Here is a 22,225-nt window from a genome sequence, read left to right on the forward strand (position 1 = left end):
CGTCGGGCTATGCGCCGATACCCACACCGACATAGGTTTCGAAACCGGCGCTTTCGGCCATTGCAGGCGAATAGACGTTGCGCAGATCAACCATGCGGGCGGTGGTCATCGCACCCGCCAGATCCGTCAGGTTGAGCGCCCGGAACTCGTTCCACTCGGTCAGGATCACAACGGCGTCCGCGTCCTTGGCAGCGGCGTAAGGGTCATCCATCCACTCGACGCCGGGCAGCAGCGCCTCACCTTCGGTCCGCCCTTGCGGGTCCACAACGCGCACCCGCGCACCGCTACCGATCAGAGCGGGCACGATTGTCAGCGAGGGCGCGTCGCGCATGTCGTCGGTGTCGGGTTTGAAGGTGACACCCAGAACCGCGATGGTCTTACCGTTGAACTTGTCGTCGCAGACATCACGGATCTTCTCGATCATCCGGCTTTTGACGCCGTCATTCACGCGCATGACGGTTTCGGTGATCTGCATCGGATAGGCGTGTTCCTGTCCGATCCGGGCCAGCGCGGCCGTATCCTTTGGAAAACAGGACCCACCATAGCCGGGACCAGCGCGCAGGAATTTGTTGCCGATCCGCCCGTCCAGACCGATACCGCGCGCAACCTCTTTCACATCGCCGCCAACGCGCTCGCACAGGCCTGCGATCTCGTTGATGAAGGTGATCTTGGTCGCCAGAAAGGCGTTCGCGGCGTATTTGATCAGTTCGGCGCTTTCCAGATCGGTGGTGATGATCGGAAAATCGCGCAGATAGAGCGGGCGGTAAATCTCGCCCATGACCTCAGCGGCTCGATCGGATTCGACACCAACAACCACGCGGTCAGGGCGCATGAAATCATCGATCGCGGCACCTTCGCGCAGGAATTCGGGGTTTGAGGCCACGTCGAATTCCGCCTTGGGATTCGCACCCAGGACGGTCTCATGCACCTTACGGTTTGTACCAACCGGAACGGTCGATTTGGTTACGATGACGGTGTATCCGGTCAGGGATTCCGCAATCTCGCGCGCTGCCGCCATCACGTAGGTCAGATCGGCGTGGCCGTCGCCGCGCCGGGTTGGCGTGCCAACGGCGATAAAGACGGCGTCCGCGCCATTGACCGCGGCGGCCAGATCTGTGGTAAAGGTCAAACGACCCGCGGCCACGTTCTTGGCCATCAGAGTGTCCAGACCGGGCTCATAAATCGGAACGTCTCCGGCTTGCAGCATCTCGATTTTTTCGGCGGCCTTGTCGACGCAGATCACGTCATGGCCGAAATCCGAAAAACATACACCAGACACCAGGCCAACATATCCGGTGCCGATCATTGCAATGCGCATAGGTCCAGTCCTACTTGTTTGGGGCCGTTGCGCCGGAATACGCCTTTCAACATGGGGGTTTCAAGCGGATTTTGCCGGTCGCGCTCTAACCAGCCTGTTCTGCGCGTACTGGATGAAACGGTTGCCTTGACTGTCTTGCTGCGCGTAAAGGGGGCGAAGTCTGATATGACTCGATACATACCAGAGCGGCAAGGGAAACGGATCCCGCGCGGGCGGCAGGTTAAGTAAATGGCGGTAAACGAAAAAGACGGGAAAGCGGCGACAACGTCGCCTCATGACAGGAAAGCCCGGCGCAACCGTCTGCTGCTGTTGCTGTCGCCTTTGATCATTCTGTTTTCACCCGTCTTGCTGCCTGTCTATTACGTCATGCGCCGTCGTCAGGGAAAGTCGCTGTTTGGCGGCAGGAAACGCATCATACGTTCGCCCATTGCACCGGTGGGGCAAATGGGTCAGATGGCCGGGTCGTTGGCCTCGGCAACACCGACACCCCGCAACAATGAGGAGGAGGCGCGGGTCGACGCCCTGCCCGACACGTTCGCCCTGTGTCGTGTGATCGGCAACGATCTGGTGCCCAGGCACAAGGCCGGACAATCGCTGGAGAACGTGCGGTTCATTCTGGATCACGAGCCCGAGTTCGAGAATTGCACCAAACTATGGGTCTTGAACCGGATCTTTGATCCTGAGACCGAAGCAAAGCTGATTGCGCTGCTGGATCAACACGGGCAGATCTACCAGCGCATCCCGTTCGATGCAGAAGTGTTGCAGTCCATCGGGTATGACTTTTCAACCATCGAAGACCCAATGGTATTTGTCGATGGCACGCTTTCGACCTTGGAGGAGAAATCCGGACTGCCATTGGAGTCGCAGGCGTATCGGCTGCGAAACAACTATGTCATGAACAACAACGGCGCGCGAAACGCCGCGTTGGAGCTGTGTCTGCAACATGCGAAATGGGCACTGCCCTTTGATGGAAACTGCTTTTTCACCGCAAGCGCCTGGCAGGCATTCCAGGCTGACATCCTGGCCCAGCGGGACAAGCGGTATTTCACCGTTCCGATGGCGCGGATGCTGGACAATCAGGATCTGCTGCGCGACGCCGAAGCGCCCAATGCAACGGAAGAACCGCAGTTGGCCTTTCGCTGCGATGCGCCCCTGCGGTTTGATGAGGCGCATCCCTATGGTCGCCGCCCCAAGGTCGAGATGTTCGTGCATCTTGGCATCCCAGGGCCGTGGGACAAATGGCCCATTGCGCGGTTCGACATACCGCCCCGCAAAGTTTCGCCCGAAGGCCACCGTGTAGGGCGGGCTGGTTGGGTGGCTCGATTGTTTTCGGGTCAGGCAAAGCTGGAACAGGACGCAGGAAACACCATCCGGGATCGGGGCGTCGCGCGTAACCTGGCCATTCAGGCCACGCTCGACATGCTTGAGGCGCGCCAGATGGCTGCTTCGGCGCCTCCCGTTTTCTATAACGAAAAGCAGCTTGATGCCTTGTCCGCAGAGTCCTCGGATCTCGACGGCGCGGCCCTGCAGGCGGCGGCGGATGCGGCGCTGAAACGTGGGCCGTTCTCGGTCACCGACAAGCCCGAAGCGGGCCCCAGCGGGGACAGGCACGACTATTTCCATCCGGCTCCGTATTGGTGGCCCAACCCCAAAAGGTCGGACGGGTTGCCCTATATCAGGCAGGACGGCAACCGGGTGCCGGGTACACGGCTTTATGAGCCTGAAAGCGACCGCTTTGACCGCACGCGCCTGCAACGGATGTTCTATGACACGACCGCCCTGGCGCTGGCTGCCCGGGTCACGGGCGATGCGGTCTATCGCGATCATGCAAAAACCCTGATCCGGACCTGGTTCATTGATCCAGCCACCCGCATGAACCCGAACCTGAACTACGCTCAGGTTCGACGCGGACACAATGACGACCGAGGGTCGGATAACGGTTTGATCGAGACCAAGGATTTCTACTTCTTTCTCGACGCGGTCCGGTTGCTGGGCGACGACGATCTGAGAGACGGACTTCGCGGCTGGTGTGCGGAATTTCTGGGCTGGTTTACGACCAGCGAACAGGGTCTTAAGGAATGCAGAAATCCGAATAACCACGGCACATGCTACGATTTGCAGGCTGCGGCTCTGGCGGCGTTTGTCGGTGACACTCAGCATTTGCAGCGGGTAAACCTGCGGGCGCAGGCGCGTGTCGTGGCGACGATCACCGAAAGCGGCGAACAACCGCATGAGATGACCCGCACGATGACGCAGCACTATTGCGCCTTCAATCTACAAAGCTGGATCAACCTGTTCAATCTGTTGGAAGGGGCGGGTCTGCGCCCCTGGAACAGTGCGGCGGCTGACCGGTTGGTGGCGGCCATGCGGCTGGTGCTGACGGAATCTGCAGAGGGTTGGAAGCACCCCCAGACCGAGCCGTTTGACATGGCGCGGCTTGCGCCGATTGAACAGGAATTGCGCCATCGCAGCGGGCAGCGGGTATTGCCGATTGACGATGCGCCCGCCTGTTTCCATCCCCATGACGGCATCGCGCCGTTCTGGCGTCAGGCGCAGCGGGATGTCTTGGGCTGACACTCTGTAATCCGATGGCTTTCAAATAGGATTTGGCCGGACCGTCGGGCTGAATGCGAACAGCCGGTTTCAATCTGCTGTTGCAAGTTTCGGAATGATCTGGATGATCGGCGTCACAAAGATCGGAGAATCCGGTCATCCGCGTGAATGCGCGGTAAAAACAAAATGGGGAGAACAAGATGTCTTTTAAGACTTTGATGGTCGCCGCCAGCGCGACCGCAATGATTGCGGCTGGCGCTTCGGCGGAAACGCTGCGATGGGCGCGCGCCGGGGACTCGCTGACGCTGGACCCGCATGCACAGAATGAGGGTCCGACCTCGACTTTTGCGCATCAGATCATGGAAACGCTGGTGATGCGCGATCATTCCGGCGCGCTGGTGCCTTCGCTGGCCACCGAATGGGCTCCTTCCGAGGAGAACCCGAATGTCTGGGTGTTCAAGCTGCGCGAGGGCGTGACCTTTCATGATGGTGCCGAGTTCGACAGTGACGATGTGGTCTTTTCGCTGAACCGCGCGATGACGCCGGATTCCGACTACAAAGAGCTGCTGGCCTCGGTCAAAGAGGTGCGCGCACCCGACAAATACACGGTCGAGATCGAGACCAACGGTCCGAACCCGATCATGCCGAACAACCTGACCAACATGTTCATGATGGACAAGGACTGGGCCGAGGCAAACAACGCCGTAAAGGTTCAGGACTATGAGGGCGGCGAGGATACGTTTGCCGCCAAGAACGCCAACGGAACAGGCCCCTACAAACTGGTCAGCCGCGAGCCGGACGTGAAAACCGTTCTGACCGCCAATGAGAACTATTGGGGCAAGGACGAGTTTCCGCTTCAGGTGACCGAAATCATCTATACCCCGATCCAGAATGCCGCGACCCGTGTTGCCGCTCTGCTGTCGGGTGAAGTCGATTTCATTCAGGACGTTCCGGTGCAGGATCTTGAGCGGGTTGCAGGCACCGACGGTCTGGACGTGCGCACCGCGCCGCAAAACCGGGTGATCTTTTTCGGCATGAACATGGGTGACGACGATTTGGGCTCGGACAATGTGGACGGCAAGAACCCGCTGGCTGACGTGCGCGTGCGTCAGGCCATGTCCAAGGCGATCAACCGCGATGCGATCAAGCAGGTGGTGATGCGCGGACAGTCGGCACCGGCGGGCATGATCTCGCCGCCCTTCGTGAACGGCTGGGATGCGGATATGGATGCATCGTCCACGACCGATATCGAAGGGGCCAAGGCGTTGATGGCCGAGGCCGGATATCCTGATGGCTTTTCGATCACGCTAAACTGCCCGAATGACCGTTACATCAACGACGAAGCGATTTGTCAGGCGGCGGTTGGTATGCTGGCCCAGATCGGGATCACCGTGAATCTGGACGCCAAGCCGAAGGCGCAGCATTTCCCGCTGCTGTCGAACCTCGAGACCGACTTCTACATGCTGGGTTGGGGCGTTCCGACTTATGACTCGGAGTACATTTTCAACTTCCTGGTCCACACCAAGGGTGAGAAATACGGCTCGTGGAACGCGACACGGTACAATAACCCCGAGCTTGACGCCAAGATCGTGGCTCTGGCATCCGAAACGGACTTGCCTGCACGTGATCAGCAGATCGCCGAAATCTGGCAGGTTGTTCAGGATGACCAGCTTTATATTCCGATCCACCACCAGGTGCTGAACTGGGGTATGAAGTCGAATGTTGGGACGATCGTCGAGCCCGAAGATTCGCCGAAGATCAAATACTTCGAGATGAACTGAAGCATCTTGCAAACGTTGGTACAGGGCGCGCGTTCGCGCCCTGTTTCTGTTATTGCTGCCGGTAACGGGCGTGTGATCCGGTTTCGAGAATTCCTTTACCCGCATGCAAAAAACCACGAAGCTTTGAACCGTAAACAGGGAGTTATTGCCATGATCCTCAGGAACAGCGCCATTGGCCTGACCATGTTGCTTGCCTGCACCGCGCAGGCCGAAGAGTTCAAGTGGGCCTCGACCACGGACCCGCAGACGATGGACCCGCATGCGGTGAACTCGGCCCCGGTTCTGGGGTTCCTCAACAATGTCTACGAAGGCTTGGTCCGTCGTGGCAAGGATATGCGGGTCGAGCCCGCATTGGCGGTCAGTTGGGAATCGATCGGCGATGGCGACGGGTGGCGGTTCAATCTGCGCGAAGGTGTGACGTTCCACGATGGCAGCGAATTCAACGCACAGGATGTGCTGTTCAGCTATCAGCGTGCCTCGGGTGAAGCGGCGGATACCCGTAGCTGGTTCGCTCCGGTGAGCGAAGTGAACGTGGTGGATGATTACACCATTGATTTCATGATGACTGCGCCAAACCCGCTGTTCCCATCCTCGATTGCAAACTGGATGATCATGGATCAGGGCTGGGCCGAGGCGAATGATGCGGCAGTTCCGGACAAAGAGACCGGGAACTTCGCCACCCTAAACGCAAATGGCACCGGCGCGTTCAAAGTCACCGCGCGCGAGCCCGGCCTGCGGACTGTGCTGGAACCTTTTGACGGATGGTGGGACACGGCCGAACACAACATCACCAGCGCCGAATTCACCCCGATCCAGAACCCCGCAACTGCGGTGGCAGCGATGCTGTCGGGCGATGTGGACATGATCAACCCGGTTCCGATTCAGGACGTGGCGCGATTGCAGGGCAATGATGAGGTCGACGTCATTCAGGGGATTGAGGCCCGCGTGATCATGCTGGGATTTGATCATCAGGCGAGTACGCTGAAGTATACCGATGACGCGGGCAAGCCGAACCCGTTCCAAGATGTGCGCGTGCGGCAGGCGGTTGCTCAGGCGGTGAATGTCGATGCCATTCTGGCGACCATCATGCGGGGCAATGCCGAAGCGGCCTCGCAATTGGTAAGCCCGGCGATGAGCGGCTATTCCCGCACGAACGAAGATCGCCCTTCCTATGATGTAGACGCGGCCAAGGCTTTGCTGGCCGAGGCCGGGTACCCGGATGGATTCTCATTCGGTCTAAAATGCCCCAATGACCGTTATCTGAATGATGAGGCGGTGTGTCAGGCAGTTGTCTCGATGCTGGCCCAGATCGGGATTACGGCAGAGTTGGAGGCGATGCCGGTACGCAACTACTGGCCGGAACTGCGCGAAGATAACTACGACATGTATCTGCTGGGCTGGAGCCCAGGAACATTCGACGCTGAGCATCCGGTTCGTTTCCTCGTGGCGACCCCGAACGAAGAGAAGAAACTGGGCAGCTGGAACTTTGGCGGTTTCTCGAACGCACGGGTTGATGAGTTGCTGCCGCAGATCCAGTCGGAGCTTGATCAGGAAAAACGCCAGGCCATGCTGGATGAGGTTGCAGGCATCATTCAGGACGAACATGTCTACGTGCCGATGTATGTGCAGCCTCTGGTCTGGGGCACACGCAGCAACATCGAGTTGACGCAACGCCCCGACAACTTCTTCCTGCTGCGCTGGGTGACGGTGAACTGACCAGATGGGAGTGATGATCGGCGGGGTCTATCATGTCGATGACCCAGCGCCGGATTCCGGGCTTGATGGCGCATTTCGCCGTCAGGCCTCGACCATCCGAAACAGCTTGCCCGATGGAGATTTGGAACCCGGTCGCTTTCATCTTTACGCGGCCTGGAACTGTCCGTGGGCGCATCGGGTTCTGCTGACCCGGGCCGTCAAAGGGTTGCAGGACCTGATTTCGGTGTCTTACGCCAAGCCACGACGGACGCCGGATGGCTGGGTGTTTGATATCGATGGCGAATTTTCGGATTCGCTATTCGGGGTCACGGCGCTGCATCAGGTCTATGCGCGGGTCTTGCCAGACTATACCGGCCGGATCACGGTCCCATTGCTTTGGGACCGGGGCGAGGATCGCGCGGTCTCCAATGAATCCGCCGATTTGGTGCGAATGCTCGGAAGCATGCCCGGCTATGGGCCGAACCTTGCGCCGCCCGACAAGCTGGACCAGATCGACGACTGGAACGCAAAGATCTATCCGCGTCTCAACAACGGGGTTTACCGCGCCGGTTTTGCCCGCACGCAAGAGGCTTATGAAGCCGGATGCCGCGATGTGTTTGCCATGCTGGATGAGATCGAAAGCCACCTGTCGACAAACAGATACCTGTGCGGCGATACACTGACCGAGGCTGACCTACGCCTGTTTCCAACCCTCGCGCGGTTCGATGTCGCCTATCACTATGCATTCAGGTGCAATCTGCGGCGACTGGTCGATTACCCGAACCTGTGGGGCTATGCTTGCGAGCTGTATGCGATGCCCGAAATCGCCGACACCGTGGCGTTCGATATCTACAAGACCGGGTATTTTTCGCCGTCGGACTTGCGTAACCCTCTGGGTCTCGTGCCCTTGGGTCCCGACGTAAATTGGGAAACACCGCACAATCGCGGCGCGGTCGCGGCTGCGACATCTTGACCACCCGGTCGGGGTAGGCATAGACAGACGGACCAATGGGGAAACTGAATGTTCGCATATATCGTCCGCAGGATGTTCCAGTCCGTGATCGTGCTTTTGGTCGTGGGTCTGGTGGCATTCTCAATGTTCCGCTTTGTCGGAGATCCAATCGACAACATGCTGGGGCAGGAACGCACGCAAGCCGACATTGATCGGTTGCGTACCGAGCTGGGTCTGGACCAGCCTTTTGTGGTGCAATACGCCAAATTTCTTCAAGGCGCGGTGCAGGGCAATTTCGGAGTATCCTACCGGCAGGGCCGCCCGGTTTCGACCATCATCGCCGAACGCGCACCCGCAACGCTGGAGCTTGCCTTCGTCTCGGGCTTTCTTGCCATCACCATGGGCATCGCGCTGGGTGTCTTTACAGCCATACGACGACAAGGAATCGCGGCCAATGTGATTATGACGGTGTCTCTGATCGGGGTCTCATTGCCCACCTTCCTGATCGGGATTTTGCTGATCTACATCTTCTCGGTCGAACTTGACCTGCTACCCAGCTTCGGGAGGGGCGAGACCGTTATGATTGGCAATTGGTCCACGGGGTTTCTGACGACCTCGGGGTTGAAAGCGCTGATCCTGCCCGCGATCACGCTGGGCCTTTATCAGATGACCCTGATCATGCGGCTGGTGCGGTCTGAAATGCTTGAGGTGCTGCGCGCCGACTATGTTCGGTTCGCCCGAGCCCGAGGCTTGTCAGACCGGGTCATCAATTTCCGCCATGCGCTGAAAAACACGCTGGTGCCGGTGATTACGATCACCGGTCTGCAACTGGGCTCGATCATCGCTTTTGCCATCATCACCGAGACCGTGTTCCAGTGGCCCGGTGTCGGGCTGTTGTTCATCAACGCGATCCAGTTTGTCGATATCCCGGTCATGGCGGCTTATCTGATGCTGATTTCGGTGATGTTCGTGACGATCAACCTGATTGTCGATCTTCTCTACTATGCCATTGACCCGCGGCTGCGTGTCGACGCGAGGGCCACATGACCGATACGATGGAAACCCCGAAAGCCGCGCCCAAATCGCGCCTGGCCAAGTTCTGGGACAGCGATTTTGCCTGGTCGTTCCGGCATTCTCCCGTGGCCGTGATCGCCTCATTGGTTGTCGTGATTCTGGTGCTGGCGGCGATCTTCGCGCCGCTGATTGCGCCCTATAATCCGTTTGATCCGGCAACTTTGAACCTGATGAACGGGTTTACGCCGCCCGGTACGCCCAACGCATTCACACAGGAGACCTTCCTGCTGGGCACCGACGATCAGGGGCGGGATGTGTTTTCGACCATCCTATATGGTCTACGCATTTCGCTGTTTGTTGGTACGGCGGCGGTTTTGCTGGCGCTGATCATTGGCGTGATCCTCGGCCTGATCGCGGCCTATTACGGCGGCTGGATCGAGACCTTCATCATGCGGGTTGCCGATGTGCAGCTGACCTTTCCGGCCATTCTGGTCGCCATGCTGATCTTTGGCATCGCCAAAGGCGTGACGCCGCCCGAATACCGCAACGAGATGGCGATTTATGTGCTGATCATCGCGATTGCCCTGTCCGATTGGGTGCAGTTCGCGCGGGTTGTGCGCGGGGCTGCCTTGGTCGAGAAAAACAAGGAATATGTGCAAGCCGCGCGTCTGATCGGGCGCGGGTCGTTCCCGATCATGTTCCGTCATATTCTGCCCAATGTCCTGAGCCCGGTTCTGGTGATCGCCACGATCTCGCTGGCGCTGGCGATTATCGCCGAAGCGACGCTGAGTTTTCTGGGTGTCGGCGCACCGCCGACGCAACCGTCGCTGGGCACGCTGATCCGGATCGGGCAGGGGTTCCTGTTCTCGGGTGAGTGGTGGATCCTGTTCTTCCCGGCCTGCACCTTGTTGGCGCTGGCCCTGTCCGTGAACTTGCTGGGCGACTGGCTGCGCGATGCGCTGAACCCGAAACTACGGTGAATTCATGAGCCTTCTGACAATCGAAAACCTCACCGTCGAATTCCCGACCCGGCGCAAGCTGTTCACGGCGGTCGATCACGCGAACCTGTCGGTTGAGCCGGGCGAAATCCACGGGTTGGTCGGCGAATCCGGTGCCGGCAAATCCACCATCGGTGCGGCGGTGATGGGACTGTTGGAGCGGCCCGGACGGATCGCCAGCGGCGAGATCAAGCTGGGAGGCGATCAGATCAGCGGTCTGGATGCCGAGGCAATGCGCGGGCTGCGTGGCAAAAAGATCTCGATGATCTTTCAGGACCCGCTGACTTCGCTGAACCCGCTGTTCACGGTGCGCGAGCAACTGACCGAGACCATTCTGGCCCATATCGGCGGTTCGGATGCCGATGCAAACAAACGCGCGCGGGACTTGATCGACCGGGTGGGCATTCCTGACCCGGACACGCGGCTGGACCAGTATCCGCACCAGTTCTCGGGCGGGATGCGGCAACGTGTGGTCATCGCGCTGGCGCTGTGCACCGAGCCGGATGTGATCATCGCAGATGAGCCGACCACGGCGCTGGACGTTTCAGTTCAGGCGCAGATTCTGGACCTGATCAAGGAACTTGCCCGCGAGCGGCAGGTCGGGGTCATTCTGATCACCCATGACATGGGCGTGATTGCAGACACGACCGATCGCGTGACGGTCATGTATGACGGACGCGTGGTGGAAAGCGGGCCAACCTCTGAGGTGATGGGGCAGCCGAGCCACGAATACACCAAGTCTCTGATTGCGGCCGTTCCGCGTCCGACGTTAAAACTGCATCGGTTTCCGCAGATCAGCTATGGCGGGCGTGAGACGCGGTTTGCGATCGAGGATATGGCGCGGCACTGGCCGAAGGTGGACAACGACACCTCGAAACCGGTTTTCGAGATCCGCGATCTGACCAAGAAATTTCTGCAACGAAAAGGCCTGCTGCCTTGGGACCGGACGTATTTCACCGCTGTTGATGAGGTCAGCTTTGACATTCGGGCGGGTGAAGTGTTTGGCGTCGTGGGCGAGTCCGGGTCCGGTAAATCCACCGTCGCACGGATGATTGCCGGGCTCTATCCGGTCGACGGGGGCTCAATCACTTTCAACGGGCAATTGGTCAGTGATCTCAGAAACAAAGCGGTGCAGAACGAGTACCGCAAACAGATACAGATGATCTTTCAGGACCCATATTCCTCATTGAACCCACGCATGCGGGTGGATGAGATCGTAGCCGAACCCATCCGTCATCATCGGTTAATGGAAGGATCGGACATCAAACGGCGCGTGGACGAATTGCTGGACCAGGTCGGGCTGGGCCACGAGGCCGGGCAGAAATACCCGCATGAGTTCTCTGGCGGGCAGCGGCAGCGGATTTCGATTGCCCGTGCGTTGGCAACCCAGCCGCGGTTCCTGATCTGTGATGAGCCGACAAGCGCACTGGACGTGTCCATTCAGGCTCAGATCCTGAACATCCTGAAGGATTTGCAGGAACACCTTGGTCTGACGATGTTGTTTATCAGCCACGACCTGCCGGTCGTTCGTCAAATGTGCGACCGTGTCGCGGTGATGAAGCAGGGCCGAATGGTCGAGATTCAGGCCACCGACGATTTGTTCGCCAACCCGCAGACCGAATACGCGCGCGAATTGCTGCATCTCATGCCCAAGCTAGACGATCTGTCGACCGACGGGCTTGGGCTGAAAGCCTGAGCGATGACCGGGCAGCCAACGCTGCCCGGATCACACTATTGACCCATCGCGGTGCCTTCGCGGCGCGGATCGGCTGCGCCGATCAATAGTCCATCCTTGATCAGGATGGCGTGCAATCCGCTGTTGAGATCGCGGGCGCTCACCTCATGACCCTTGGCGGTCAAAGCGTCGGAGAAACCCTCGGCGCTGGTGCCCTGTTCGACATCCAGGGTCGAGCCGTTGCGGTGCAGGAAATGCCCGGTTTCAATCGCATCCTGCGGGTCCATGTCCCAATCCAGAACGGCGATGATTGTCTTGGCCACATAGTTGATGATGCGGCTTCCGCCGGGTGAGCCGACCAGCAGAAACGGCGCGCCATCCTTCATCACAATTGTTGGCGACATTGAGCTGCGCGGGCGTTTTCCGCCTTCAACACGGTTTGCCACCAGACGATCTCCGTCCTTGGGGGCGCGGTCGAAATCGGTCAACTCGTTGTTCAGCAGAAACCCTCGTACAAAGACGCGGCTGCCAAAGAAGGTCTCGATCGTTGTCGTCATCGACAGCGCGTTGCCATAGCTGTCGCGGATCACGATATGGCTGGTGCCCGGACGGCCCGGGTTTTGCGAAGGCGCAAGGTTCAGGGCGGATTCCTGATAGGGTGGGTCGCCTGCCTTGCGTTTCTCGCTCGCGGCGGCCGGGTCGATCAGCTTGGCGCGGTCGGCCAAATAGGCTTTGTCCAGCAGACCCTTGACCGGAACGTCGACATAATCACTGTCGGCCATGTACAGCCCGCGATCCGCATAGGCCAGTTTTGCGGCTTCGGCGTAGAGATGAGCAAACTCGGGCGTCCAGCCCATGCCCTTGACGTCAAAGTTGTCGAGCATGCCCAGTATCTGCCCAACTGTCAGACCGCCCGAGGTGGGCGGGCCCATGCCACAAACGTCATAGCCCCGGTAATCGGCACAGACCGCCGGGCGGATTTTGACGCGGTAATCGGCCATGTCCTGCAGCGTGATGTTGGTATCCAGAACCGAGGTTTCGTTGACCGCTGCGACAATGTCCTCGGCAATCGGTCCGCTGTAGAACGCATCTGCGCCTTCGTCGGCCAGAATGCGCAGCGTATTGGCGAAGTCGGGGTTCTTCAGCAAGGTTCCGGCGATCAACGGAGTGCCGTCGTCGTGGAAGAAATAGGCCTTTGCTGCGGGGAACAGATCCAGCGGAAACTCGCGATCCACGGTGCTTTGGAGTGAGTTGGCCATGCGGGGCGAAACCTCGAATCCGGCCTCAGCCGTGTCGATGGTCGATTGAAACAGGTCTGCCCAGGGCAGTTTGCCGTAAAGGCTGTGCGAAACCTCCATCAGGCGCAGGATACCGGGTACGCCGACCGACTGACCGCCCGAGACCGATTGGACAAACGGCATCTTCTCGCCGTTTTCGTCCAGATACCGTTCTGGCGTGGCGGCGGCGGGGGCGGTTTCGCGCGCGTCGAAAGTTACAAGGTCTCCGGTTGAAGCGTCCCAATACAGCATGAAAGCGCCGCCACCGATGCCGGACGACTGCGGCTCGACCAGGTTCAGCATCAGTTGCACGGCGATCATCGCATCGGCTGCCGTGCCGCCCTTGGCCAGAACGTCATAACCCGCTTGAACCGCAAGCGGGTTGGCGGCGGCGACCATGAATTCAGTGCCAGAGACGGAGTTCTTTTCTTCCCAGCCATAGCCCTGTTCCGGTGCGGGATCCTGAGCCGCAGCCAGAGTTCCCAGAGCAAGGGCGGATACGCATCCCAGTATCAACGAGGTCTTGATCATCGCGATCTCCTTTTTCAGGTGGCAGTTGGGGGTGTTGAATACCACGATGGTACGACCCGAGTGGCCCCAAGGAAACCTGATTCCGCGATAGCTGCGCAGCAACGCTGCCTTCAGCCTGCAACCTCGGTCAGCCATTTGAATACGATGGCCGCGCGGTCCGAGGATTGGTTATGCAGTTTGACATAGAAATCCAGCGGCGCGGGGACGGTCTCGGGGACCAGCTTGACCAGCTTTCCAGCGGAGACGAGTTCCGATGTCAGACCTTCCCACCCAAGAACTGCGCCCATATCGTCCTGTGCGGCCTGCAAGGCGATGACGTAGTTGTTGACCCTGTGGGCCGAGTTCAAAGGACCTTCGTAACCCAAAATGTGCGCCCAGCTGTACCAATCGGTCCAGCCGGTTTCCGGGGCGTCCAGATGGATAAGCGGAACGTCTTTGAAATCCTCGACCGATTTCAGCCCGTGCTGTTCGGCAAAGCGCGGGCTGCCCAGGGCCATGATCTGATCATGAAACAGCGCATGGCAGGGGCCGGTTTCGTGCGACATGTTTCCGTAGTGAATGCTCAGATCGCAATCCGGGATGTCGGAATCGAGGTCGTTGACGATCTGGGCCACCGAAATATGCCCGTGACTTTTCCAGAATTGCGCCAGACGCGGCGTCAGCCACAGCGAGCTGACCGCAGTGGTTGATCTTATCGTCACCGCTGATCCCTTGCGCTGCGCACGCAGTTGATCCAGCGCCTCGCCAATCCCTTCGAAACCACGCTGCAAGGCGACCAGAAGGTAGGCGCCGCCTTCGGTCAGTTCGACACCGCGATGAAACCGGTGAAACAGCGTGAATTGCAGTTCCTGCTCTAACGCCTTGATCTGGTGGCTGATCGCGGCGGGGGTCACGTTCAGCTCTTTGGCAGCGGCTTTGAAGCTGACATTTCGCGCGGCGGCTTCAAAGCTGACGAGCGAGGTCATTGGCGGCAGATTGTAGGGGCGCTTGGGCAACATCTTCTCTCATGACAATCGAAATTGCAGGGATTTTTAGCATAAAAACACCTGCATTGAGTTAGGAAAAATAATGCAGGATAAGTTTTTTTACAATTGTGTGACGGGTCATTTAGGCCAAAATACCGCCAACGCGCACTGGGGGCATTTTGCGTCACCTACGCAGCTCGGCGGCGCTTTGCATGTCATTGAAGGATGGAACAATGAAGTCTCACGCAAAAGTTGTGGTTGTCGGAGGGGGGTGCGTCGGCGCATCCATCCTCTACGGTCTGACCGAACACGGGTGCACCGATGCGGTCATGTTAGAGCGCACGACGCTGACTTCGGGCTCGACATGGCACGCGGCGGGATTGCTGGTGACGTTTGTGCGGTCGCACAACGTCTCGAAGATGACGATGGAGACCATTCGCATCTATTCCGAGGTTGAGGAAAAGATGGGCACCTCGGTCGGCTTGCGCAAGGTCGGTCAGTTGCGCGTCGCGAATACTGAAAAGCGTTGGGACGAGTTTCAGTCCTATATCTCGATTGCCGAAGCGGCCGGCGTACCCTGCAAGCTTTTGACGCCGGAAGAGATTGCCGAAGTTCATCCGTTGCTGAACCAAAGCCCCGACATCCGGGGCGGAATTCTGCACACCGAAGACGGCTATGTGAACCCGGCCGACATCACCATGGCATTGGCCAAGCTGGCGCGGGATGCAGGGGCCAAGGTCTATCAGAACACCGAGGCGCAGTCTTACGAAAAGCTGGACAACGGGCACTGGAAGGTGGTCACCAATCAAGGCGAGATCACATGCGAGCATCTGATCTTTGCCACCGGCAACTATGCGCGCGAGAACGCGCGGCGGGTCGGGCTTGATCTGCCCTGTATTCCGATCGTCCATCAGTACTGGACCACGGAAACCGTGCCATTGTTGAAAGAACGCCGGGCGCAGGGTCTGCCGGAATTCCCGATCCTGCGGGACGAGGATTATGGCGCCTATCTGCGCGAGGATGTCGGCGGTATCCAGTTCGGCCCTTATGAGTTCACCAAAGACCTCAAGCTGTTTGCCGAAGATCGCGTGCCGCCGGATTTCGGCGCAGACTTGTTGCCCGAAGATTTCGATGCGGTGGAGACCCAGTGGGAGCGCGCGATCGAACGCGTGCCAACCTTGGGCGAAGTCGGCATCAAAGCCAACACGCGCGGTCCGTTCCAGATGACGCCGGACGAGCTGCCTCTGGCCGGTCCCGCGCCGGGACATGACAATCTGTGGCTGGCCGAAGGCATGCCGGGTGGCATTCTGTGGGGTGGCACTGTCGGCAACCGACTGGCCAAGTGGATTGTAGACGGCGATCCGGGCATGGACATGTCGGAACTCGATCCGCGCCGCTTCTCGGACTATGCCTCGAAACGCTGGACCATGGACAAGGTGCGCGAGACCTGGGGCACCCATATGGATGCACATATCCCGGGCGAGGACTTCCCGAATGCGCGTCCGATGAAAACCGTTGGCAGTTATGATCTGCTGACCGCCCATGGTGCGGTCTGGACCAGCTTCAACGGTTATGAATTCCCGCGCTGGTTCGCCAAATCGCCCGAGGAAGCGAAGCCAGAGCATTCGTTCCGCCGGACCGATCACATGGAGCGCGTGCAGGACGAGGTTCGGACCACCCGCGAAGAGGCCGGGTTCATTGAAATGTCGCCGATGACCAAATTCACCGTACGCGGTCCCGGCGCGGCGGCTTGGCTGGACAGTCTCATGGCGAACAAGCTGCCCAAGGTGGGCCGCATGACCCTGTCGCTGATGCTGAACACAAAGGGCGGCATGGATGCGGAATACACCATCGTGCGCTACGCCGAAGATGACTTTTACCTGATCTCGACCCCGAACTGGCGGGCCTACAATTGGGATCAATTGCAGAGGGTTCTGCCCGGCGATGGCTCGGTGGTGATCGAGGATATCTCGGAGCAATTGGGCGTCATTGCACTGGCAGGACCCAAAGCGCGAGAGATTTTGCAGCCGCTAACCGATAACGACCTGTCGAACGCGGCTTTCCCGTGGCTGTCTGCTCAGATGGGCGAGGTCGGCTATGCCAAAGGTGTCCATTTGCTGCGCGTGTCCTACACCGGCGAGCTGGGGTGGGAACTGCATCACCCCGTTGGGTACAACCGTCACCTTGTCGATCTGTTGCTGAAATCGGGCGTAAAGCCGTTCGGGCTGGAGGCTTTGGAATCGATGCGGCTTGAGAAATCCTATCGCGCGATCAATCGCGAGATCTGCAAGGACATGACGCCCTATGAGGCCAGTCTCGACCGGTTCGTTGTCACCGAAGGGCGCGAGTTCACTGGTAAGGACGCCTTGATGCGGCAGCAGGCAGAGGGGACCCATGACCGTCTGGTTACGCTGAAGCTACCGTATTGCGATACATCGGTGATGTTTGACGAAGGGGTCTATAAGGACGGCAAGCTTGTTGGTCGTGTGACCTCGGGCGGTTTTTCCTACTACTGCAATCACGACATCGCCATGGCCCTGGTACCACAGGAACAGACGGCACCGGGCACGGCGATGCAGGTGCTGGTTCACAACGAAATGCGCGAGGCGCAGGTGATCGACATTTGTGCCGTTGATCCCACCAGCGCGCGTGCGCGCGCCTGATCAGGAGGACAGATCATGGCTCAAGCGAGAACACGGCCTGCGCGTGGTGGGCGTGCAGCCAGGGTTCAGGCCCGCACCAATCCACCGCCGGTCTATCTGAGTACGCTGAACCGCAAGATCGGCCCAATTGACCTGTTGGGTCCCGAGGGGGTCGAGCGAATTCACAACGCGGCGATGACGATTCTTGAAACCACCGGGATCGAGTTCCGCGATCCGGTGGCGCTGGCCGACTGGAAGAAATACGGCGCGGATGTTCAGGGAGAACGCGTTCGGATCGGGCGCGATATGCTGATGGACCTGATTTCAGCGGTGCCGTCTGAATGGGGTTATGCCGCCCGCAACCCCGAGCGGTCGCTGCGCGTGGGCAATAGAAACTCGGTCTTTGCCAACGCCTATGGGGCGCCGTTTGTCTACGGGCTGGATGGGGTGCGCCGTCCTTCGGTTCTGGAGGACGCTCAAAACTTTTTCAAACTCAGCCAGATGAGCCAGTCGATGATGGTACCCGGCATTCTGCCGGTCGAACCGCAGGACGTGCCGGTGCCACAGCGCCATCTGGAGCTGGTTCATGCCGCATTGACGTTGACGGACAAGCCGATCAAGGGCTCGGTCCTGTCGGAACAGGCCGCGCGCGACAGTGTTGAGATGACACGGATCGTGTTTGGCGAAGAGTTTGTTGAGAACAACGTGGTGATGGCGGCCTTGCTGAATTGCAATACGCCGCTGGTCTGGGATGAGACCATGCTGCAAAGCCTGCGGGTCTATGCAGGCGCAAACCAACCTTGTCTGCTGTCGCCCTTTGTTCTGGCAGGGGCGTCGACCCCGGCCAGCCCGCAAGGGGGTGTTGCCCTGCTGATCGCGGAATCGCTGGCGGGCATGGCCTACAGCCAGATCATCCGCCGGGGTGCACCGATGGTTCTGGGTGTCGCGATCATGGGTGTGTCGATGAAGACGGGGGCACCGATGATGGGTTCGCCCGAGCCCGGTCTGATGAACCTTCTGGTGGGTCAGATGGCGCGGTTCTACGATGTACCCTGGCGGACCTGCACGATGTGGACCGGCTCGAAATCGCCGGATATGCAAGCGGCGTTCGATACCGCAAATACCATGTGGCCGGTATTGCTGGGTGGCGCGAACTATATCGTGCATTCGGCCGGTTTCCTGGAAGGCGCGCTGGGCGTCAGCTATTCGAAATGGGTTCAGGACACGCTGCAACTGGAGAACTTCCACCGCTTTTTCAGCGGTCTGGTCGACGAAAATCTGGACGCTTTGCTGGGCGACATCGACAGAATCGGGCCCGGAGGCCATTTCCTTGGCACCGACCACACGCGCGAGAACCCGATGCACATGAACCACCTACAAAACAACGACAGTTTCGAGCAGTGGGAAGCGGAAGGTTCAAAAACCGCGGAGGTTGTCGGTAACGATGAGGCCAGGCGCATGCTGGACAATTATGTTCGTCCGCCGATGCCCGACGACCAACGCGGTGCGCTGGATGAGTTCGTCGCCAAAAAGCGCGTGGAATACAGCGCATAAGCTAAATAGAGTGAAACGACGGGCGTTTTGGCGCCCGTTTTACGCCACACGAAAGATGGGGTCTGGCATATGGCTGATACCGTGACGGAAACACTCTCGCTTGAAGACATTCGGACATTGGCAAAATCTGTCCTTGTGGCGGTTGGTATGGACGAGACAGGCAGCGACATGCTGGCCGAGATCGTTACAAAGTCCGAAGCGGACGGGTTGCACAGCCATGGGCTGCGGATGTTGCCGATTTATGTGCAGAGCTTCACCTCTGGGTACGCCAACCCTACCGCCGCGCCCGTAATCAAACGTGTTGCGCCGGGAGTTTTGCGGGGGGACGGCGACAACGGCTATTACCAGATTGCCGCCGCCGTATCGCGGGACGATCTGATCGCGATGGCACATGAGCAGGGCATCGCCGCGTTCACATGTGCCAATTGTCACCACCTTGGGGCATTGCGGTTCGATACGGAACCACTGGCCGAGGCGGGTCTGGTCGCATTGGCGGTGGTGAATTCCCTGTCAAAAGTGGTACCGCAAGGGGGCATACGCCCTGTATTCGGCACCAATCCGATGTCCTTTGCATGCCCGCGCGCGGATGGATCGCCAATCGTGTGGGATCAGGCAGCATCGATGATGGCGTTGATGGAAATCCGCGTGGCGGCGGCCGAAGGGCATGTGCTGCCGCGCCCGGCGGGGTTGGACCTGGAGGGAAATCCAAGCACCGATCCCGACGCCATTCTGGCATCCGGTAGCATGCTGCCCTTTGGCGAGCATAAAGGTGCCGCGATCGCCTTTCTGATCGAGGTGATGGGCGCGGCTCTGGCCGGTGGAACGCTGTCTGTCGACAATGCCGAGCGCGAGGCGCACGGGGCGTTGAATATCAAAGGGGGGAATACCCTGATCGCAATTGATCCCAAACGGTTCGGAAACCCGTCATTCCAGGATTATGTCACACGTATCTGCGCCGAAATTGAAGGCAATGGCGACGCGCGGGTGCCCGGTGACGGTCGGTTAAAGAACCGCGCCAGAATTGCCGAAAATGGCGTGGACGTCAGTTCCGAACTGATGTCTCAGCTACGCGCGATGCAGTAGCGGGCGGCAGGGATGGCGCGAGCTGCGGTAATCGGGGGTGGCATTGTCGGGATTTCATGTGCGCTGGCGCTGCTGTCGGATGGGCATGAGGTAACGGTGGTCGAGCCCGGCCCGGTGGGGCAGGGGGCCAGTTGGGCCTCTTGCGGCTGTATCGCGGTGGGCGAAATCGTACCCCTGTCGCAGCCGGGCATGCTGATGAAGGTCCCGGGTTGGTTGCTGCGACCCGAGGCTCCTCTGACTTTGAGACCAGCATCTGCGCTGCGTGTTCTGCCGTGGTTCCTGCGGTTTGCGGGCAATGCACGCCCTTCGAGGATGCGCGCCATCGCCGAGGATCTGGCCAGGTTGACCTTTGCCGCAACAGAAGACTTCAAAGCGCAGATTGCGGATATCGGACGGCCCGACCTGTTGATCGAACGGCCAGTGATTAAGCTGTTCGAGAACGCGCAAGATCGCGCCATGATGGCGGTTGCCTTCGATCTCGCCCGGGAACTGGGGTGCCGGATCGATGACATTTCTGGTGCCGAGGCGCATGAGATTGATCCCGCCATTGCGCCGGATTTTCAGCACGCCGCGCTGTTGCGTGACTGGAGTTTTGTCACCGATCCCGTGCTTTTGGTGGAGGAATTGCACCGGGCCTTTGTCGGTCGCGGCGGTTCGGTTGTGACCGGTGCAGCGGTGGATTTTGACCGCGACGGCCAGACCGTCACCAAGGTGCAGCTGGGCGACGGTCGCGCCGTCGATGCCGATGAGTTTGTTCTCGCGGCCGGAATGCAGTCACGCGCTTTGGCGGGTCGACTGGGTGTTCCGCTTCAAATGGAAGGCGTGATCGGGTATTCAACCGCTCTGCGCGACAGCGGCGTTGATCTGCGCCATACCGTGTTCTACGCCAAGGGCGGGTTCGGGATCACCCCGTACGAGGGCGCGTTGGCCGTGGCGGGGACTATCGAGTTTGCCAGCTCAGATGCGAAGCCGAACTGGAAGCGGGCGGATGTTCTGGTGGATCACGCCCGGCGGGTTCTTCCAGGCCTGCGCACTGATCAGGCCGAGCGGCGTATGGGGCGGCGCCCGCTGACACCGGATACAAGGCCGATCATCGGTCGCAGCAAGCGCCTGTCCAATGTCACTTTTGCAACCGGGCACGGGCAGTTGGGTTTGACACTGGCGGCTACAACCGCGCGGCTTGTGGCGGGTGAGATGGCAGGTCGTGCTGCCAACATCGACCACAGTGCCTTTGGGCCAGACCGATTTTCGAACTGACAGCGCCTTCTGAGAGTGGGCGAAGAGGGCGTCAGTCGTTGGCTTCCAGAGTCTCGGCCAGTTTCAGCGCGGCGCGATAAGAGGCGCGGTTCCAGGCCTCTGGTGGATCAAGCGCCGCAAAGGCATCTGTCGTGATGTAGAGATTGATCAGGCCATGGGCCACGGTCTCGCAATCCCGGGCATTTGCGTCTGGGTGTGCTGAACGCAGAATGTCGATTGCAACCTGGTAAAGCGTGTCCATCGCATTCAGCAGCGGAGCGCGCAGATCCGGGTAGAGCGCGACCGAATTTGCCAGCGCCTGATAGCAAACGTTGATCCGGGGGTCCAAGTCGTGATCTGAACGAAACAGGGTTTCTATCAGGTCACGGGTGTTTGGTGCGTCGCCTAGCAACGTGCGCAACCCTTCGCTCTGTTCATTCAGTGTGGCGACAACGTGGTCGCCTAGCGCCAGAACCATTTCCTTGCGGTTGCCGAGGTGATGCCGGATCAGCGGTCGTTTCAAACCAGCCTCTGCGGCAATATGTTCCAGCGTCGCGCCTTCGACACCATAGGACGCCACACATGTCATGAAGGCGTCCAGAACCTCTTGTCTGCGTTGATCCTGTACCGAAGGTCGGCCCATTGCAGTGCCTTCTAGTTGGGTTCGTGATGGCGCAAGGGATAGGGCAGGGGCGGTAGATGGTCAATGTTGACAGTCCATGCGACGCCGTATTTCCGAGCGTGTGGAATGACTTGGCGCCGCGCCGGACAAAACGGACCCGGCTGCGCTACCGCAATCCAAAGTAACTGGTGCGCGCCGGTGTCAGATACGGATTCGTCAGCCAGTCCATGCCCCCTGTTGGAACATGTTTCCAGCGCCCCGAAATCAAACTGAGGGGATCGCCATCGCGCATCGGAATGCCCTATGGCAATGGCTGGCAAACCGTGTCC

The 22,225-nt window shown here is 59.4% G+C and carries 15 protein-coding genes; 11 read left to right on the top strand and 4 right to left on the bottom strand.

The window, feature by feature from the left end; all coding sequences use genetic code 11:
• Positions 1-7: 7 nt before the first annotated feature.
• On the bottom strand, positions 8-1,318 hold the full coding sequence (locus tag ACR0JA_RS15585) for a UDP-glucose dehydrogenase family protein (RefSeq protein WP_480576678.1): 1,311 nt from the start codon (positions 1,316-1,318) through the stop codon (positions 8-10).
• Positions 1,319-1,546: 228 nt separating this feature from the next.
• Between ACR0JA_RS15585 and ACR0JA_RS15590 the strand changes: the two genes are divergently transcribed.
• The 7 genes from ACR0JA_RS15590 to ACR0JA_RS15620 all read left to right on the top strand — a co-directional run bounded on the left by ACR0JA_RS15590 (position 1,547) and on the right by ACR0JA_RS15620 (position 12,007).
• Positions 1,547-3,892 (top strand): alginate lyase family protein, encoded by a 2,346-nt coding sequence (locus ACR0JA_RS15590; protein ID WP_480576681.1) that lies wholly within the window; start codon positions 1,547-1,549, stop codon positions 3,890-3,892.
• 179 nt (positions 3,893-4,071) lie between these two features.
• Positions 4,072-5,652 (top strand): ABC transporter substrate-binding protein, encoded by a 1,581-nt coding sequence (locus ACR0JA_RS15595; RefSeq protein WP_480576684.1) that lies wholly within the window; start codon positions 4,072-4,074, stop codon positions 5,650-5,652.
• Between the two features lie 150 nt (positions 5,653-5,802).
• Entirely contained in the window at positions 5,803-7,368 is a 1,566-nt protein-coding gene (locus ACR0JA_RS15600; protein ID WP_480576687.1) for an ABC transporter substrate-binding protein, read from the top strand.
• A gap of 4 nt (positions 7,369-7,372) precedes the next feature.
• Positions 7,373-8,320 (top strand): glutathione S-transferase family protein, encoded by a 948-nt coding sequence (locus ACR0JA_RS15605; RefSeq protein ID WP_480576690.1) that lies wholly within the window; start codon positions 7,373-7,375, stop codon positions 8,318-8,320.
• Positions 8,321-8,368: 48 nt separating this feature from the next.
• The gene (locus ACR0JA_RS15610) at positions 8,369-9,346 is read left to right on the top strand and encodes an ABC transporter permease (protein WP_480576693.1); all 978 of its coding nucleotides are present in this window, start codon (positions 8,369-8,371) and stop codon (positions 9,344-9,346) included.
• Entirely contained in the window at positions 9,343-10,293 is a 951-nt protein-coding gene (locus tag ACR0JA_RS15615; protein ID WP_480576696.1) for an ABC transporter permease, read from the top strand. The genes ACR0JA_RS15610 and ACR0JA_RS15615 overlap by 4 nt, the downstream gene beginning before the upstream one ends.
• Positions 10,294-10,297: 4 nt before the next feature.
• Positions 10,298-12,007: an ABC transporter ATP-binding protein gene (locus ACR0JA_RS15620; RefSeq protein ID WP_480576699.1), complete on the top strand. Its 1,710-nt coding sequence runs from the start codon at positions 10,298-10,300 to the stop codon at positions 12,005-12,007.
• Between the two features lie 35 nt (positions 12,008-12,042).
• On the opposite strand, the gene ggt is transcribed toward ACR0JA_RS15620, so the two are convergent.
• Together ggt and ACR0JA_RS15630 are read right to left on the bottom strand one after the other, a co-directional pair.
• A complete protein-coding gene (gene ggt / locus ACR0JA_RS15625; protein ID WP_480576702.1) occupies positions 12,043-13,794 on the bottom strand; it encodes a gamma-glutamyltransferase in 1,752 nt (583 codons plus the stop codon).
• A 110-nt stretch (positions 13,795-13,904) separates the two neighbouring features.
• Positions 13,905-14,792 (bottom strand): LysR family transcriptional regulator, encoded by an 888-nt coding sequence (locus ACR0JA_RS15630; RefSeq protein WP_480576705.1) that lies wholly within the window; start codon positions 14,790-14,792, stop codon positions 13,905-13,907.
• A gap of 200 nt (positions 14,793-14,992) precedes the next feature.
• Between ACR0JA_RS15630 and ACR0JA_RS15635 the strand changes: the two genes are divergently transcribed.
• The 4 genes from ACR0JA_RS15635 to ACR0JA_RS15650 all read left to right on the top strand — a co-directional run bounded on the left by ACR0JA_RS15635 (position 14,993) and on the right by ACR0JA_RS15650 (position 21,295).
• Positions 14,993-17,422, top strand: a complete 2,430-nt coding sequence (locus ACR0JA_RS15635) for a GcvT family protein (RefSeq protein WP_480576708.1) — start codon at positions 14,993-14,995, stop codon at positions 17,420-17,422.
• A gap of 15 nt (positions 17,423-17,437) precedes the next feature.
• Positions 17,438-18,955 (top strand): trimethylamine methyltransferase family protein, encoded by a 1,518-nt coding sequence (locus ACR0JA_RS15640; protein WP_480576710.1) that lies wholly within the window; start codon positions 17,438-17,440, stop codon positions 18,953-18,955.
• A 69-nt stretch (positions 18,956-19,024) separates the two neighbouring features.
• Positions 19,025-20,038, top strand: coding sequence for an Ldh family oxidoreductase (locus tag ACR0JA_RS15645; protein ID WP_480576713.1), 1,014 nt, complete (start codon positions 19,025-19,027; stop codon positions 20,036-20,038).
• 12 nt (positions 20,039-20,050) lie between these two features.
• Complete coding sequence (locus tag ACR0JA_RS15650; RefSeq protein WP_480576716.1) at positions 20,051-21,295, top strand: NAD(P)/FAD-dependent oxidoreductase; 1,245 nt, start codon at positions 20,051-20,053, stop codon at positions 21,293-21,295.
• 31 nt (positions 21,296-21,326) lie between these two features.
• Here the strand turns inward: ACR0JA_RS15650 and ACR0JA_RS15655 are convergent, their stop codons facing one another.
• Positions 21,327-21,917 (bottom strand): TetR/AcrR family transcriptional regulator, encoded by a 591-nt coding sequence (locus ACR0JA_RS15655; RefSeq protein ID WP_480576719.1) that lies wholly within the window; start codon positions 21,915-21,917, stop codon positions 21,327-21,329.
• Positions 21,918-22,225 lie beyond the last annotated feature (308 nt).

The organism is Ruegeria sp. AM4, assembly GCF_056540665.1.

Coding starts and splice junctions, on each gene's coding strand:
- ACR0JA_RS15600 (WP_480576687.1), top strand. CDS start 5,803: ATGATCCTCAGGAACAGCGCCATTGGCCTGACCATGTTGCTTGCCTGC.
- ACR0JA_RS15645 (WP_480576713.1), top strand. CDS start 19,025: ATGGCTGATACCGTGACGGAAACACTCTCGCTTGAAGACATTCGGACA.
- ACR0JA_RS15605 (WP_480576690.1), top strand. CDS start 7,373: ATGGGAGTGATGATCGGCGGGGTCTATCATGTCGATGACCCAGCGCCG.
- ACR0JA_RS15595 (WP_480576684.1), top strand. CDS start 4,072: ATGTCTTTTAAGACTTTGATGGTCGCCGCCAGCGCGACCGCAATGATT.
- ACR0JA_RS15615 (WP_480576696.1), top strand. CDS start 9,343: ATGACCGATACGATGGAAACCCCGAAAGCCGCGCCCAAATCGCGCCTG.
- ggt (WP_480576702.1), bottom strand. CDS start 13,794: ATGATCAAGACCTCGTTGATACTGGGATGCGTATCCGCCCTTGCTCTG.
- ACR0JA_RS15590 (WP_480576681.1), top strand. CDS start 1,547: ATGGCGGTAAACGAAAAAGACGGGAAAGCGGCGACAACGTCGCCTCAT.
- ACR0JA_RS15635 (WP_480576708.1), top strand. CDS start 14,993: ATGAAGTCTCACGCAAAAGTTGTGGTTGTCGGAGGGGGGTGCGTCGGC.
- ACR0JA_RS15585 (WP_480576678.1), bottom strand. CDS start 1,318: ATGCGCATTGCAATGATCGGCACCGGATATGTTGGCCTGGTGTCTGGT.
- ACR0JA_RS15640 (WP_480576710.1), top strand. CDS start 17,438: ATGGCTCAAGCGAGAACACGGCCTGCGCGTGGTGGGCGTGCAGCCAGG.
- ACR0JA_RS15655 (WP_480576719.1), bottom strand. CDS start 21,917: ATGGGCCGACCTTCGGTACAGGATCAACGCAGACAAGAGGTTCTGGAC.
- ACR0JA_RS15620 (WP_480576699.1), top strand. CDS start 10,298: ATGAGCCTTCTGACAATCGAAAACCTCACCGTCGAATTCCCGACCCGG.
- ACR0JA_RS15610 (WP_480576693.1), top strand. CDS start 8,369: ATGTTCGCATATATCGTCCGCAGGATGTTCCAGTCCGTGATCGTGCTT.
- ACR0JA_RS15650 (WP_480576716.1), top strand. CDS start 20,051: ATGGCGCGAGCTGCGGTAATCGGGGGTGGCATTGTCGGGATTTCATGT.
- ACR0JA_RS15630 (WP_480576705.1), bottom strand. CDS start 14,792: ATGTTGCCCAAGCGCCCCTACAATCTGCCGCCAATGACCTCGCTCGTC.